14 protein-coding genes are annotated in these 15,499 nt (G+C 39.8%); 5 read left to right on the forward strand and 9 right to left on the reverse strand.

Features of this window, described 5'->3' with window-relative positions; translation table 11 throughout:
* Window positions 1-48: 48 nt before the first annotated feature.
* Entirely contained in the window at window positions 49-1,128 is a 1,080-nt protein-coding gene (locus AC2YHV_RS14290) for a nitric oxide synthase oxygenase (protein ID WP_487373462.1), read from the reverse strand.
* Window positions 1,129-1,391: 263 nt separating this feature from the next.
* On the opposite strand from AC2YHV_RS14290, the gene catR reads away from it, so the two are divergent.
* Entirely contained in the window at window positions 1,392-1,715 is a 324-nt protein-coding gene (gene catR / locus AC2YHV_RS14295; RefSeq protein ID WP_063576024.1) for a catDE operon transcriptional regulator CatR, read from the forward strand.
* 139 nt (window positions 1,716-1,854) lie between these two features.
* On the forward strand, window positions 1,855-2,772 hold the full coding sequence (locus tag AC2YHV_RS14300; protein WP_057277911.1) for an NAD(P)/FAD-dependent oxidoreductase: 918 nt from the start codon (window positions 1,855-1,857) through the stop codon (window positions 2,770-2,772).
* Between the two features lie 298 nt (window positions 2,773-3,070).
* Here AC2YHV_RS14300 and AC2YHV_RS14305 read toward each other — a convergent pair whose 3' ends face one another.
* Window positions 3,071-3,217: a lmo0937 family membrane protein gene (locus AC2YHV_RS14305; protein ID WP_106027466.1), complete on the reverse strand. Its 147-nt coding sequence runs from the start codon at window positions 3,215-3,217 to the stop codon at window positions 3,071-3,073.
* 260 nt (window positions 3,218-3,477) lie between these two features.
* Here AC2YHV_RS14305 and AC2YHV_RS14310 point away from each other — a divergent pair, with 260 nt between their 5' ends.
* A complete protein-coding gene (locus AC2YHV_RS14310; protein WP_048678029.1) occupies window positions 3,478-3,798 on the forward strand; it encodes a YckD family protein in 321 nt (106 codons plus the stop codon).
* 168 nt (window positions 3,799-3,966) lie between these two features.
* Complete coding sequence (locus tag AC2YHV_RS14315) at window positions 3,967-5,940, forward strand: S9 family peptidase (protein ID WP_487373463.1); 1,974 nt, start codon at window positions 3,967-3,969, stop codon at window positions 5,938-5,940.
* A gap of 42 nt (window positions 5,941-5,982) precedes the next feature.
* Here the strand turns inward: AC2YHV_RS14315 and AC2YHV_RS14320 are convergent, their stop codons facing one another.
* The 7 genes from AC2YHV_RS14320 to AC2YHV_RS14350 all read right to left on the reverse strand — a co-directional run bounded on the left by AC2YHV_RS14320 (window position 5,983) and on the right by AC2YHV_RS14350 (window position 14,202).
* The gene (locus AC2YHV_RS14320; protein WP_096339657.1) at window positions 5,983-6,414 is read right to left on the reverse strand and encodes a CBS domain-containing protein; all 432 of its coding nucleotides are present in this window, start codon (window positions 6,412-6,414) and stop codon (window positions 5,983-5,985) included.
* 80 nt (window positions 6,415-6,494) lie between these two features.
* Complete coding sequence (locus AC2YHV_RS14325; protein ID WP_487373464.1) at window positions 6,495-7,331, reverse strand: MBL fold metallo-hydrolase; 837 nt, start codon at window positions 7,329-7,331, stop codon at window positions 6,495-6,497.
* Between the two features lie 325 nt (window positions 7,332-7,656).
* Window positions 7,657-8,637, reverse strand: coding sequence for an ABC transporter permease (locus AC2YHV_RS14330; protein ID WP_034307282.1), 981 nt, complete (start codon window positions 8,635-8,637; stop codon window positions 7,657-7,659).
* Complete coding sequence (locus tag AC2YHV_RS14335; protein ID WP_063576020.1) at window positions 8,630-9,541, reverse strand: ABC transporter ATP-binding protein; 912 nt, start codon at window positions 9,539-9,541, stop codon at window positions 8,630-8,632. The genes AC2YHV_RS14330 and AC2YHV_RS14335 overlap by 8 nt, the downstream gene beginning before the upstream one ends.
* On the reverse strand, window positions 9,538-10,332 hold the full coding sequence (locus tag AC2YHV_RS14340) for an SGNH/GDSL hydrolase family protein (protein ID WP_063576019.1): 795 nt from the start codon (window positions 10,330-10,332) through the stop codon (window positions 9,538-9,540). The genes AC2YHV_RS14335 and AC2YHV_RS14340 overlap by 4 nt, the downstream gene beginning before the upstream one ends.
* A gap of 476 nt (window positions 10,333-10,808) precedes the next feature.
* A complete protein-coding gene (locus AC2YHV_RS14345) occupies window positions 10,809-12,056 on the reverse strand; it encodes an MFS transporter (RefSeq protein WP_487373465.1) in 1,248 nt (415 codons plus the stop codon).
* Between the two features lie 13 nt (window positions 12,057-12,069).
* The gene (locus tag AC2YHV_RS14350) at window positions 12,070-14,202 is read right to left on the reverse strand and encodes a PAS domain S-box protein (protein WP_487373466.1); all 2,133 of its coding nucleotides are present in this window, start codon (window positions 14,200-14,202) and stop codon (window positions 12,070-12,072) included.
* A gap of 373 nt (window positions 14,203-14,575) precedes the next feature.
* Here AC2YHV_RS14350 and AC2YHV_RS14355 point away from each other — a divergent pair, with 373 nt between their 5' ends.
* Window positions 14,576-15,490, forward strand: a complete 915-nt coding sequence (locus AC2YHV_RS14355) for a YitT family protein (RefSeq protein WP_222619851.1) — start codon at window positions 14,576-14,578, stop codon at window positions 15,488-15,490.
* Window positions 15,491-15,499 lie beyond the last annotated feature (9 nt).

The following is a 15,499-nucleotide window of genomic DNA, read 5'->3' on the forward strand; positions in this document are numbered from 1 at the left end:
TTTATTTGGCTTACTGTATATATACCCGCCGCCAGTTCATGTAAACCTTTATTTATATGGAGGAATTTGATAAAAGAAATTAGGTTTCATTATTTCATTGTTATATGGCTGATGGAAAACATGGGTCGTGGCTGGTGACACCGGTGGAATTAACCAGGTCCAATCCCCCGTTACTTTCCGGTCATATGAGGCTTCTTTTTCTTCGAATTTCTTGAATTGCTTAGCTGCTGTATGGTGATCAACAATGCTGACTCCGTGTTTTTTATACGAATGAAGGACTGCTTCATTCAGTTCGATAAGGGCTCGATCTTTCCATAAACTCGAATCACGTTTAATATCCAGGCCCATCCTCTCACCGATTGCCGGCAGCATATTGTAGCGTTCTTCATCAGCAAGATTCCTAGCACCGATTTCCGTTCCCATGTACCACCCATTAAATGGTGCAGCTGAATAAGTAATACCGCCAATTTCCAGCCTCATACCAGATATGATTGGAACTGCGTACCATTTTAGTTGAAGATCTTCGAACCATGTCAGTTCAGGGTGGGTGATTTGAACCTCTTTAACGAGGCTTTCAGGTATATCATGAAAACTAGCGGTTTTTCCGTTCACTTGGACTACAAGGGGTAAAATATCGAAAGGTCCGAATTTCCCTTCCCACCCTAATGCCATACATCGCTTGGTGAATTCGATTGAACTTGAATCGCCGATTACACCATGTTCCGTCTCATATCCTGCATAACGAATAAGTTGATGATTCCAAATATCCACTTTTCGATCATGATCTTTCTGTTTGAAAATTGTAATCACAGGTCTGATATTCCCATTATTCGTAGCATATTCGATATGCTCGAAGAGGGCCGATACCATTTGTTCTTCGCTTTGAATCATTCTTTTATCAATCACCCTTAGTGATTCCCAAAAAAAGCGCCCAATGCAACGATTGCTATTCCTCCAAGCTAATTTAGCACCATATACCAATTCTTCATATGTATGTTCATATCTGCCTGTTTCACTTATTTCCTTTTTAATTTGTTCGATCCTGCCATTTATGTCCTCTTCCGTTTTCAATAATTCCGGATAACTTGTCCTGATAAAGGATACGGCCTCTTGCAGTAACTCACTCATCTTTCCCACGGATCCTTCCATTTGCAAAACTTTGACTTCAATATTAAAATAACATATTTTACATGGTATCTCTAAACAACACATTTTTAAAAGCACGCTTTTTTAAAAAATGTGGCAAATCCGAGGCGGAATCCCTTTCATAATACTTAAAGTAAGCTCGTGAATTTCTTATACTATAACATCTCTAGTAACTAAATAATTTTCGGTAAAGTTGTTACATATGAGGTAAATGCATTATAATATATTAATAATGAGGTGATATGATGAATAATACGACACTTTGTCCACGATTTGAAAAAGGAATGCAAATCTTGAGTAAACGCTGGACTGGATTGATTGTCAATCAATTACTTAATGGCCCTCAAAGGTTTTGTAATATTGAATCTGCATTCCCGATAAGCGGCAGGATTCTTTCTGAACGTTTAAAGGACTTGGAAATTGAAGGTATTGTTAAAAGGGACGTATATCCAGAGACACCGGTCAGGATTGAATATTCTTTAACTGATAAAGGCATGGCCCTTGCACCGGTTATGAACGAAATTCAAAATTGGGCACAAGAATGGCTCGACCCAATACAGAATCAATGATATAGGCTAAAGATAAGGGAGGAAGATCTGCCAGATGCGGACTTCCTCCTTTTTTTTGTTTAAGCTCCAGCGACTAGTGGTATATTTTTTACAGATAGAATAACACTAGGTTTATTCCAAATTTATGGGCGGTGAATTCATGAAACAAGCAGATTGCATTATTATTGGTGGAGGTATAGCCGGGATTCAGGCAGCCATCCAGCTAGGAAGATATAAACATGATATTATCGTCATTGATTCTGCTCAAGGCCGCTCCTCCATTGCCAAGGCATACCATAACATTCTTGGGTGGCCAGACGGGGTAAGCGGGAAACAATTAAGGACCCTTGGTAGGCAGCACGCTGAAAAATTCGGTGTCGAATTCATGGATGATACAGTGACATCTCTAGAAAAAAAGCAGGACAAGTTTTTTATCCAAACTAAAAATGACAGGGAATATCAAGCAAAAATGATTTTTCTTGGTACTGGCATTACCGATAACATTCCTCCAATCAAAAACATCTATTCAACTCTTGGGACATCCACATATATATGCCCTGACTGTGATGGGTATGAGATCATGGATAAGCAAACCGTTGTTCTTGGTGGCGGAAATACGGGTGCAGGCATGGCGCTTACTCTATTATATTGGTCAAAAGATATCATTTACGTAAACCATTTGAAATCTAAAATTGATGATGAGTATAGAGATAAGTTAACGGCAAATCACATTCCCGTAATTGAAGAGGAAGTTTGTGAGGTTCATGTCGATGCCAATCAGGAGTTAACGGGCATAGAATTAGTATCTGGTAAAATTATCAGAGCTGAAAAGGCATTTACGGCGTTTAAAGGGAACAAGCTTAATAATGGCCTAGCCTTACAATTAGGTGTGCAGGTCAATGAAAACAATCATGTCGTGGTTCATCCCCGGACTAAAGAAACGAATATTAAAGGAGTCTGGGCAGGCGGCGACCTCGTTGCCCATTCCGAACAAGTCACCATTTCCATGGGAGATGGCACCCAGTCAGCGATATGGATTCATAAGAGGCTGTTAGGCCATCCACTTCCTTATGATTGACAGTTTCCTGAATTAAAAGGCGCCCTGTTCACCAGGCCGCCTCAGTTTGTACATAAAAAGGATTCTATCTGAATTTTAAACAAAGTTGATTGGAACGGAAGGTACGAGACTCCTGCGGGAAAAACGTGTCCGGGAGACCCCGCAGGCGCAAGGGCGCCGAGGAGACTCCCGGACCGCCCGCGGAAAGCGAGTGCCTGGAGTGGAGATCAAATTGTCTACAATTTTATGCGACCTATTCACCAGGCCGACTTTAGATTGGTATTTAAAAGCTTTTCCAGGTCAGTCATTCAATACACCTCTACATTCGATTCCTTCCCTTAAAAACCTTAACCAAAATGAGAATGACCGCGATGATAAGCAAGATATGTATAAAGCCTGCAGCCACTTTGAAGACTAAACCAAGAACCCATAATAATATTATTACACCAATAATCGTCCAAATCATGATAATCCCCCTTTCTTCCCTTTTAAAGGACTTTTTAAATAAGAATTCCACTTACATTTAAAATACCCATATCTTTCTCTAACAAACCTCCCCCTTATTTTTTACATAAAACTGTAAATGCTGTAAATGATAATAGAGAAATGAGGAATCTTCCATATTGATTATCATTCACCATCAGGAAGAGACTTTCAAGTTTTTAAAGGTTCTACATTTCTTTAATTATGCAGAAAAAATCATTAAAAAGAAGGAGTCGTTCGTTCATGAAAAAGTTTTTCGTCATCTGTTTAACAGCTTGTTCCCTATTCTTAGTCAACCTTAATCATCCGGCTGCACAGGAAAATAAAGCAAAGACTGAAAGTGTACAATTCACTGATGCTCAAAAATCGGAAATCGCTAAGATCCAAAAACAAATACTTGCTGACAAAAAGATATTGATCGAAAAATATGTTGAGTATGGCGCGCTTTCGAAAGAAGAAGCCGATAAAATGGTTTCACATTTTGAAAAACATTATAAAATGATGGAAGAACATAATTTCCAAATACCGCCGCACCGTCCGCATACAGGACATATGCATAAGTAATTGTAAGTTTTTGCCGATATATCCAGATAATCCGACCTGATAAAAAGGCCGGATTATTTTCATTTCTTTCGTCCTTGATAAATAAACATGACGCGTTTACCATTTACTAAAGGATTTTATTTCTCTTTAGCGAAATACATAACTATGAGAAATGAAAGGGTGAAAAGGATGAACAAAATAGGTATAACAGCAAGAGACTTATTTCACTTGAAATCAGTAACCGATCCTAAGCTATCACCGGATGGCAGCATGGCGGTTTATGTCCAAACCAGAATAGATGAAAAAACGGAAAAATACATTTCCAATCTGTTTATGTTCAGCCTGATTACGAATGAAACAAAGCAATGGACGTTTGGGGATAATCGTGATACATCACCAGCCTGGTCCCCCGACGGCAAGCATATCGCCTTTATATCAGATAGATCAGGAAAAAAACAAGTCCACATTATCGGGAGCATTGGCGGGGAAGCTCGCCAGCTCACCCATTTCGTCAACGGCGCATCAAAGCCAATTTGGTCCCCTTGTTCCACCAAGTTACTGCTTTCTACCGGGTTAAAGGAAGGCGAAAACCTTAATACGGTAAATGAAAATGATCTATCCAAAGAAGTTAATAGGTATGACCGGATCAAGTACAAATGGGATGGGAGAGGCTATTTTGATCAGTTATATCAGCAGCTTGTAATAGCGGACATTTTTAAGGGAGAATTCACATTGCTGACGGAAAACAATATTGATCATCTTCCGAATGCGTGGTCTCCAGACGGACAACGTATTGCATTCATAAGCGGAGATGCAGAAAGAAGTGATGATGAACTTTTTTCAGATATTTTCATCATGGATCTTGATACGACATCTTTAGAGAAAATTACGGATAGTACAGGTTTCTTTAGAGATCCTAAATGGTCTCCAAATGGCGAATATCTATCTTTCATAGGCCATAATAAAGAATTTGCCGGTGCGACCTTTTCAAATATCTGGTTATATTCCATCATGGACCAAACGACTAAGTGTTTGACCGACGGATGGGACGTGCAAATTGGAGATTCCGCAATAGGGGATTTCCAAATCGGAGCCGTCGACCCAGGTATTTTGTGGACAAACGATAGCCAAGGTTTTTACTTTTTAATAAGTGATTATGGTAATACCGGAGTATATTATGGTTCCATTGAAGGAGCCATGTATCCATCAATCCTTGACCCGCAGCATATATACGGCCTGACTATAGATCCCGAAAGCCACCGTGCTGTCGTGGCCATCAGTACACCTGTTCATCCTGGCGATCTCTTTGCTTATAACCTTACCAATGGTGATAAGGAACAAATCAGTTTTGTTAATGAGGAGTTTTTGAAGGATAAACATTTGTCCATGGCTGAACCCATTACTTTTCCATCAGTCGATGGGCTTACCATTCACGGCTGGATCATGAGACCGAACGGTTTTAATGGTAGTCAAAAATATCCGCTCATTTTAGAAATCCATGGCGGACCGCATATGATGTATGCTAATACCTATGTTCATGAATTCCAGACCTTGGCTAATGAAGGGTATACTGTATTGTTCACTAACCCGCGAGGGAGTGTAGGATATGGCCAGGACTTTGTAAACGCCTGCCGTGGCGACTATGGAGGCATGGATTATAAGGACTTAATGGCTGGAGTCGATCACGTTCTAGCTACGTATGATTTTATAGACGATGAAGAGTTAGGGGTATCCGGAGGAAGTTATGGAGGATTCATGGTAAATTGGATCATCGGACATACCAACCGCTTCAAGGCGGCTGTTTCTCAGCGTTGTATCAGTAACTGGCTAAGTTTTTATGGGGTCAGCGACATTGGCTATTATTTTACAGAATGGGAAGTTGGCGGCGATATCATTAACTCTGCTGAAAAACTATGGCAGCACTCTCCATTAAAATATGTTTCCACTGTGGATACACCTTTACTTTTACTTCACGGAGAAAAGGACTTCCGCTGTCCCATTGAACAGAGCGAGCAATTTTTTGTCGCTTTAAAACGGCAAAATAAAGAAGCCATACTTGTTTCATTCCCAAATGAAACTCATGAGGTATCGCGAAGCGGATCCCCAAAAATGCGCCTGCAACATGTTGAGGAAATCAAGGACTGGTTCAATAAGTATCTTTAAAAATCAAAACTCTGTTAGCAGCAGCTAACAGAGTTTTGATTTTTAGTGCTGAATTTGATCTCTGTCTTCGGAAATTGAACTTAAAGCATCTCCAGCCATTGAATTTGTCTGTTGGTGTACAGCAAGATCACCTAATGCCACGACACCGACCAGCTTTTCATTCTCAATGATAGGGAGCCTTCTGATTTGTTCGGTAGCCATTAACTCCTCAGCTTCCTCCACTGACATATCAGGCGTACCTGTTACAAGATTGGTGGAGATAACATCGGTAATTCTAGTCGAATTTGGCTTTTTCTCGGCAACACAGCGAATGACGATATCCCTGTCTGTAATGACACCGATTAAATGGTTATTCTCCAATACAGGAATGACACCAACATCACCATTCTTCATTTTGACTGCTGCTTCATATATATTATCCTCCGCAGTGCAACAGTCAACGTCTGTTGTCATGATATCTCTTAAATTAGTCACAGAAATCCCTCCATTTTTCATAAGTTGCTTGTTTATTTTTGACTTTTGTAGAGAAATTATTCATTAAACACGGTCACCCTTCAATCCACATATTTCCCATGATCCGGTTTAGCTAATGAATCGAATTCCTTTGCAAGCTTCGCTAAACCCATTTCCAGTTCTTTCCCTTCAACAGGATACCCGTGCCCCGTTATGGCAACAGCAGGCTTCAGACTTTCCAATAGACGTACCGATTCTTTGGCAGCCTCCCAATCGGTTGTTAAATACCGAGGCGGTCCTGCTATTTCTTTCTCCTGAGTGATAACCTTGTATAGGGAATCTTGCCTGACATTCACAAAAGCATCTCCAGCAATCAAACTCCGGTCACTTTCACGGAAAAGTGAAATATGTCCTTTCGAATGGCCTGGGGTGTGAATCCATTTCCAATCACGAAGCCCGGGAACACTATGATCATCAGGCAATGGCTGAACTTTTTCATCAAGGTTGATTCCCTCATTCGGAAATATCGATGAGATTTTGGCGACCATCCCCCCTTCAACAGTTGGATCCGGTTCGGGATAATTTTCCTGTCCCGTTAAATAAGGCATTTCTTTAATATGGGCATAAACAGGAGCCTCCCAATACTCCATTAACTCAATAAGTGCACCAACGTGATCGAAATGTCCATGTGTCAAGATAATTGCAGCAGGTGGTTTTTGCGGTCCGTATATTTCTTCAGCAGTATTCTTTATTGCCTCTGCTGAACGTGGCATCCCTGCATCTATTAATACCCATTTATCATCCTTGGGTGACCCTACAAAAATTACATTAACGATTTGGACGGACAGACAATATATATCCTCATTTATAATCTGTATATCTCCACTGGAAACTGAAGTCATTGGCATGAATTTTTCATTCAAATGATGATCATCCATTTATAATCCTCCTATTTTGAACATACTTTTTTATAAAGGATACCCTGTACGAGAAAATAAAAAACAACCTATAATTTTTATAGGCTGTTCAGACTGCAGGCAAATTCGAAAGCGAGCCTACAATTTTTTTTAAAAAGGTGGAGTTGATTTCAGAAATCCGCTCCCTTTCCGCCGACTGTTTGCCAATCGACTCGCCGTAAGCATCTTTGGACTGACTAGACAGTTAAACCGATTCTTTTTTTAAAAATCATGGTTCAGGGCGCAGCACTTCCGAATTAATTATATCAACAAACAGAAGCAACTTATAATTTATATAGGCTGTTTCTCAGTATACATCCCTCCGGGTAAATACTGTAAAAGATACAATTAAAGCAAGCGCCCACCAAACGAGCAGAGTAATGACGGAGGATAATAAAGTCATCCCTTCTATTGGCGGAGCCGTTCCGCTAATATAAGCGGTCAATTTCAAATTCACCATAAAGAAATATTTCGCTGATTCCCATGATGAAACCATATTGTTCAATATAGCCCCGGAAATCAATGCAGCCAGCATGATACCCATGCCTGCAGGGGTGCTTCTCACCAGTACCGAAAGCATGAAAGAAAGGGTCCCTACAACAACCGCCACCAGCCAGACAAGTCCCAAATCCATCAATAGGAATTTCCATTGTTCCACTAGCCTTACTTGACTGACATCCACGTCAGCCCCCTTCAATTCAAATCCGGTTATTACAGGGGCTCCCCAACCTTGATATCCGAAAACGATACCCGATAATAGGTAAGACAATAAGGCTGTCACCGCCACGATAATCGAAACCGATAATAATAATGTTACATATTTGCTCAATAAGATTTTCCAGCGCTCCACTGGCCGTGTCAGTAAAAGCTTGATTGTCCCTTGACTATTTTCGGAAGAAACCATATCACTAGCCACAATCATGATTAACAGCGGAATGAACAAATCGATTGCATTTTCCAAAAACATGCGTGTAAAAGTAGCTGCGCCTGGTTCTGAGGGATTGATATCATGATCGAGATAATATTGCTGCTGCTTCAGACTAACTTGCAGCTGTTCACGCCATTCATCGAGCATCCTATTGGAGCCCAATCGATTTTGAGTATCAATGATTTGCTGCTGAAGAGCTGCACGCCAATCATCAGTTCCCAACTTCTCCCGCTGCTCTTCCACTTGTTTGTATTGGGCATATGTAAACATCAGGACTAAAATTCCAACGATAAGACCGATTATGATTAACCGTTTCTTTGCCAGCAACTTCATCATTTCATTTTGGACCAAGTTATTCAATGCCCGCACCTCCCCCCGTAACTTGCAAAAACAATTCTTCCAATCCCGGGAGCTTTCGATTCATTTCATGCACCCTTACGCCTGCTTGGTTAAGAGCAGCATTCCATTCAGGTGTCTTGAGTTCATCATAGGCTGTAATGATATATTTTTGATCTAAGGTGATTTCGGTGAAGCTGCTAAGTATTTCCGCGCCCTTTTGAATAGGTTCCACCCGCCAAAATATCCGCTCCTGCGTGGATAATAAGTTCTCCACTGTATCCGTTTTAATAATTTCCCCACCTTTAATGATTGCGACTCGGTCACAAAGTTGCTGGATTTCACCTAACAAGTGTGAGGAAACTAGAACGCTCATACCATCTTCTTCAGCCAACTTTCTGATGAATTGCCGCATTTCACGGATTCCGGCAGGATCTAGCCCGTTAGTCGGTTCATCCAAAATCAATAGTTTAGGGCTATTCAGCATGGCCTGCGCGATTCCTAAACGCTGTCTCATTCCTAATGAATAAGTCTTCACTTTATCGTGAATTCTCGCTTGCAAACCGACGAGTTCAACAACCTCGTCCATTCTTGTTTCATCAACATCAGGTAACATTCTTGCAAAGTGGAGCAAATTATCCCACCCACTCAAAAATGGATATAACTCTGGATTTTCAACGATGCAGCCCATTTGCTTCATAGCCTTTGTAAAGTCCTGACGAACATCATACCCGCATATATGGATGGAACCCGAGGTCGGCTTAATCAAACCGACCAACATGCGGATCGTCGTCGTCTTGCCTGCTCCATTCGGTCCTAAAAAGCCGAAAACTTCCCCTTCATTCAGCTCAAAATCAATTCCTTTAATAATTTCCCTTTTGCCAATCCTTTTTTTCAAGTCCCTGACGGACAATGTCACCTTTTTCATCGTTCCACATCCTCCCATTTTATTAAAGGAGCAACTCTATCAGCAATTAAACGATATCCCTTCTTATTAGGGTGAAATTTATCTGAATACAAATACTCATTTACCGACAATTGAAATAAATCAAAAGTTGGAACGAAAATGGCATTTTCATAAAGAGCCACGACTTCCGCCGTTTCATTATTCCAGTCCCGTACAATGCGGTTCGTATCAAAGTCTTCATCCAAATCTATAAACGGATTATACAGCCCAAGCAACAAAATGGTAGCTGTATCATTGACTTTATTGATATCTTTAAAAATTTCATGTAAATTTCCCAAGAAATTCTTTTGGGATACCGTAATAGCTTCACGATCATATTCAAGCAGGGTCCTGCCTTTTTGAAATAAATCGTTACCCCCGATTGTAACTAAAATAACATCAGCAGCCTGGATTTGGCGCTTCACTTCCGGTTGTCTAACTTGCTGTACCAATTCTTTAGACACTTGTCCATTAATTCCCAGGTTATGAATGATTGGTTTTCTATTGTACTCACTCTTTAAATCTTCAATAACAAGTCCAACGTAACCTTTCCCTGTTTCATCACCTGTGCCGCGGGTCAATGAATCGCCTATCGCAACTACCGTAAAATCATCGGGAAAATCATTTTTTTTAATGGCGGTTTCTTCAATCACTTCCTTATCGGAAGTTCCCTTTCCATAATGGTCCAAAATCGCCCATCCAAGACAAAATAAAAAAAACAGGCCGATAAAAGCTGATGCGATGGTAATGGCCAACACTTTTGGTTTGCTCAAAAACACTCACCCTTCCATTCATTCTCTATCTTCCATTAAATCATATTATTTCCAAAAATAAAAAACTGATTGTTTTGGTTAAAATTCCCAATACAAAAAAGCATATCTTTTATAAACTTACCGCGGAATGGGATTACAAAAGGGGTTCTCTCTAAATTTTAAACAAAGTTGATTGGAACATTCGAGATTTCTGAGGAAAAAGCGTGTCCAAGGTAGACCTGGCAGGCTAAAGAACAGCGGAAAGCGAGTGCCTTTCATTCCAATCAACGTGTAAATTATACAAACCCTTATAAAATTGGAGACAAATACATTTTCACCGAGTTTGTCTACTGAGGAATTTTACTGAACCCCTGCGCCCTTTCAAAGTATGTTCATTCTGCTTGATCATTTAGCCTACGTTCTCTCAAATTTGTAAATAGAATAGAGAAAGACCTCTTCACCATGATAGACAAAGAGGTCCCTCGCTTTATTTTCCTTCATTTTTCTATTATACCTATGGGTCTCCCCATAACTTTTAATTTTTTTTCATACCACATGAGCCATATTGTAAGCAGCATTCCGATCAGCGTGAGTAAACCATAAAATAAATAGACCGGATATATTCCTGATTTATCCAAGATTATTCCGCCGCTAAAGGTACTGAACCAGTTACCCAATCCATTGCCTATGGCGGAATAAAGCGTTATTGCCGTTACTGTTATACGTACAGGGACAACTTCCCTGATATATTGTAAAGCTGCAGGAATGAATAAGCCAAGTGAAAACCCTTGAATGATCGAAGACACATATACGGTAGCCAAACTTGGTTCGGTGAAGTATAAAACCCAGCGGACCAATGAGGCCGTTCCAGCCAATAAGGTAATTGGCAGCAGGCCTATCTTATGAATCCATGTACCTGCGATTCTCATAAAGGGGATTTCCGATAATACAGCTAAAAGGAACGCAATGCCAATTCCTGTATATGTCCCTCCCCTTGCCTCTACAAACAAACCGTAGTATACGTTATTTGCAAGATTAGGACCAAAAAGCAAGAACGTTATAGCAAGAAAGATAAGAAATCGTTTCATCGTGATCAATTCTTTCATTCCACCGAAAAGCTTCACCTTTTCCCCAGGCGGCTCTTCGGGCAAACGAAGAGCCAGACAAGCCGCGATCAAAAGGCCGAAGAAAAAAGCATAAAATATCACGGAAGGACCCATAAAGGATTCAGATAATTTTCCCATTACAAAAACGGCCACACCGTAACCAAGTGATCCGAATAAACGGATTTTCCCATAATTCGATTTGATTTTCGTTGTATATTGAAGGGTGATGCTATCTGAAACTGGTATTATCGCACTTTGAAAAATAGCCAATGCGACAGCAACGGACACTATAAGTAAATAGTGATCGAACAGCAAGTAACCTAAACCGAATACACCAGCAAGCAACGATGTCATTGCCAGTATTTTTGCCGGTCTCCCGCTCCAATCACATACAATCCCCCACAAAGGTTGAAAAACGATCATCACTATCGGTCCAACGGACATGATCGTACCTATTTCAATACCTGACAAACCTGCCTCATTGGCTAAATAAACGCTTAAAAGCGGTGTTAAACTTCCTACTGCAAAAAATGAAAAAAGGTAAAACACCTTCAAGCTAATGATATTGACTTGCTTTTGTTTTTCCAAATCCAGTTCCCCCATGCAGACATCTTCTACAATGTGTTGATATTTTTTCATTGCTCCCATTAGGCTAAATAGGGAGCACAATTTTAAAGACTGTACCTTTATTGGCCTCGCTCTCGACAAAGACATTACCCAAATGGCTTTCTATGATTTTAAAGCTGATCATTAATCCTAACCCATTACCAGATTTTTTCGTTGTGAAAAATGGTTCTCCCAGTCTCTTAAGCTGCTCTGGCGGAATCCCAATTCCTGTGTCGGTAATGGATATTTGCACTTTATCCTCTTTAATTTCAGTCATGATTTTTATGAACCCACCGTCAGGCATAGCTTCCATACCATTTTTAATGAAGTTCAATATGACTTGTTTTAATCGATTCTCATCACAACGAACGAAGATCTCTTCGTCATTACAATCCGAAAACAGCGTGATGTTCTTCTTCCTGGCTTCAAATTCCGTAAAAGATACAACATTTTGAATGATTGGCACGAGATTCTTCATCTCAAAAGTCAAGGACTGTGGTTTGGCCAATTGTAGGAACTCATCAACTATCTCATTCACACGATTGATTTCTCCCATGATTATTTCCAGATATTCCCGCTTATTTTCGTCCGTTTCATCCAATTGCAAAAATTCCGTATACCCTTTCATGGAGGTCAAGGGATTGCGTATTTCATGTGCCACTCCAGCAGCAAGCTGACCGACAGCAGCTAATTTATCCTGCCGATGGAGCATCTCTTCCGATTGTTTACGCTCGGTTATGTCATATCTAATTGTTAAATACTGAAATGGCTTTCCTTCTTCGCTGAAAAATGGAACGATTGTTGTATCGACCCAATAAAAACTGCCATCTTTCGCCTTGTTTCTAATTTCACCTTTCCAAACTTTGCATTCACGGACGGTCTTCCACATTTTTTCAAAGAATTCCTTTGAGTGGTATCCAGAATTAACGATCTTATGGGTCTGGCCTATCAATTCACCTCTCCCATAACCAGAAACCTCCGAGAACTTTTCATTCACTTCGATAATGATTCCTTTATCATCGGTAATCGCCACAATCAAGGACTGGTTGATTGCATAATGCATATCTTCCAGTTCTTTAATTGACTCCTTTAAAGCATTTTCTGCTTTTTTACGACTGGAAATATCCGAACGGATGGAAATATATTGATATGGCTTACCCTTTTTCATAAAAGGAACGATAGTTGTATCCACCCAATATACATTACCATCTTTAGCCCGATTGCATATTTCACCATGCCATGTTTTCCCTTTGCTGATCGTTAGCCATAAGTCAGTGAAAAATTCTTTCGGATGATGACCAGAATTGATTATGGAATGATTTTTCCCTATTAGTTCATGTTTTTCATATTGTGATATTTCCAGGAATTTTTCGTTTACATATGTAATGATCCCATTTGCATCCGTGATGGCGACGATCGCCGATTGATCTAAAGCATAACGGATATCGCTTACAGTATTATCACTTTTTGCTAACCGCCGGCCCACGATTGTACTTGAAGCTATCAAGCTGGCAAGGATGAATAATGAAACGAAGCATGTAAGATAAAGCATAAATGGAGTGAGTGGAACAAATTCACCCGCTTCATTTTTCGCATTCATCGGTAACACCCTTACAAAAAGATAATAGCCTTCAATGATTGCCCCACTCATCAAAAGAGTACTGACTGGTTTTAGCGAGGATTGACTTAATTTATTAAAATGAAATAAGATGGCAAGTGCTGCTACAAATAAAATAAAGATGCTGAAAAGCGTACTGAAGACCGATAATGGGTTAAAGTTCAAAGAGTGGTTTAATGAAGATGTTCCCATTATATAATTGGATAATATGGCCATCGTAAACATTAAACCGCAAAAAACGATTTGCAGTACTTGTGTTTTATACGAAATGACCAATAACCCAACCCCTGCGAGAGCGATGGCTAATGCTAACGAAAAAATTATTGTAGAAAAGTTGTTTGCTGCCATTCCTGAATTATCGAGGGTGAATATGACAACAAAATTAAGCGTCCAAATAGCCACTCCCATAGAGCAGCTGCTCCCTATATACACAAGGCGTTTATATCTCTTTATCGTCAGTAATGTTGTCAGTAAATCCAACGCCGTATAACAAGCCATTATTATCAAAAGTACTGCAATCATAAAGAGAACAGGATTTGATGCTACAATTGATTGTTCCATTTTTTTACTTGATCACCTCAAACGTTCTATTCTCCTATATTGTAAAGGAAATTCATAGTACCTCAAAGGTTTTTTATTTCCTTATTCCTATTTATTTACACATCGATTCTTTCGGTGCACCCCATATCTCAAGAAAATGCAGGTTTCTTTCATAAATTCAATAAAATTAGAAATACTATTGTTTTGTATGGAGTAGAATAAGAATACATGGTAATGACAAGCATTAACAACCCTGTTTCTTCATTCCAAGACGTTATCAACGATACCAATAATTATTCAGGAATATATGAATCAGAAAGTTAATTTCTTTATTTAATTATACCTATAGGTTTATAATTACATAGAACCTATATAGAGAGAAGGAGTGGGTGGCATGATTATGTCAGACCTGGCAGGTGCAAGTACAACAGAAATTATGCAAAAGAAGACCCAGCATAAAAAATTAACACTGAGACAAATTTTACAGAGAGGTCTATTAATTACAATCGGTGCGGTTTTGATGGCTGTCGGCCTCGAGATTTTTTTAGTGCCGAATAACGTAATCGACGGGGGCATAACGGGTATATCGATTATGTTATCTTACATCACTGGATGGAAGCTCGGAATCTTTCTTTTCATTTTGAATCTTCCTTTCTTTTTTATCGGTTATAAACAAATCGGCAAAACCTTCGCATTATCTACCCTTTATGGAATTTTAATCCTTTCCATTACCACTACATTGCTTCATCATGTACCAGCTTTCACTCAAGATATCCTCCTAGCATCCGCTTTCGGCGGAATGATTCTTGGCATTGGAGTTGGAATGGTCATTCGATATGGCGGCTCATTGGATGGTACAGAAATACTTGCTATACTCGCTAGCAAGAAGCTCCCTTTTTCCGTTGGGGAGATCGTCATGTTTTTCAATTTATTCATCCTGGGAAGTGCGGGCTTCGTATTCTCGTGGGATCGTGCCATGTATTCGATCATAGCTTACTTCGTGGCATATAAAACGATGGATATCGTCATCGCAGGTTTGGACGAATCCAAATTTGTCTGGATTATCAGTGATGAATTTAATGATATCGGTGAAGCCATAATGAATCGCCTTGGACGGGGCGTAACCTTTTTAGCTGGTGAAGGTGCTTATTCCGGTGATGATAAAAAAGTCATCTTTTGTGTAATAAACAGGCTTGAGGAAGCTAAACTTAAAGAGATAGTCAAAAGCTTCGATCCATCTGCATTTCTTGCTGTAGGGGATATCGCGGAAGTCCGAGGCGGCCGATTCAAGAAAAAAGATATCCACTAATCATTCATC

It is taken from the genome of Peribacillus sp. SRI_006 (assembly GCF_057586375.1).

Bases quoted from the DNA above. Each gene is read 5' to 3' on its own strand.
- AC2YHV_RS14350 (WP_487373466.1), bottom strand. From the start codon at position 14,202: ATGGAACAATCAATTGTAGCATCAAATCCTGTTCTCTTTATGATTGCA.
- AC2YHV_RS14300 (WP_057277911.1), top strand. From the start codon at position 1,855: ATGAAACAAGCAGATTGCATTATTATTGGTGGAGGTATAGCCGGGATT.
- AC2YHV_RS14345 (WP_487373465.1), bottom strand. From the start codon at position 12,056: ATGAAAAAATATCAACACATTGTAGAAGATGTCTGCATGGGGGAACTG.
- AC2YHV_RS14335 (WP_063576020.1), bottom strand. From the start codon at position 9,541: ATGAAAAAGGTGACATTGTCCGTCAGGGACTTGAAAAAAAGGATTGGC.
- AC2YHV_RS14290 (WP_487373462.1), bottom strand. From the start codon at position 1,128: ATGAGTGAGTTACTGCAAGAGGCCGTATCCTTTATCAGGACAAGTTAT.
- AC2YHV_RS14355 (WP_222619851.1), top strand. From the start codon at position 14,576: ATGATTATGTCAGACCTGGCAGGTGCAAGTACAACAGAAATTATGCAA.
- AC2YHV_RS14315 (WP_487373463.1), top strand. From the start codon at position 3,967: ATGAACAAAATAGGTATAACAGCAAGAGACTTATTTCACTTGAAATCA.
- AC2YHV_RS14310 (WP_048678029.1), top strand. From the start codon at position 3,478: ATGAAAAAGTTTTTCGTCATCTGTTTAACAGCTTGTTCCCTATTCTTA.
- AC2YHV_RS14305 (WP_106027466.1), bottom strand. From the start codon at position 3,217: ATGATTTGGACGATTATTGGTGTAATAATATTATTATGGGTTCTTGGT.
- catR (WP_063576024.1), top strand. From the start codon at position 1,392: ATGAATAATACGACACTTTGTCCACGATTTGAAAAAGGAATGCAAATC.
- AC2YHV_RS14325 (WP_487373464.1), bottom strand. From the start codon at position 7,331: ATGGATGATCATCATTTGAATGAAAAATTCATGCCAATGACTTCAGTT.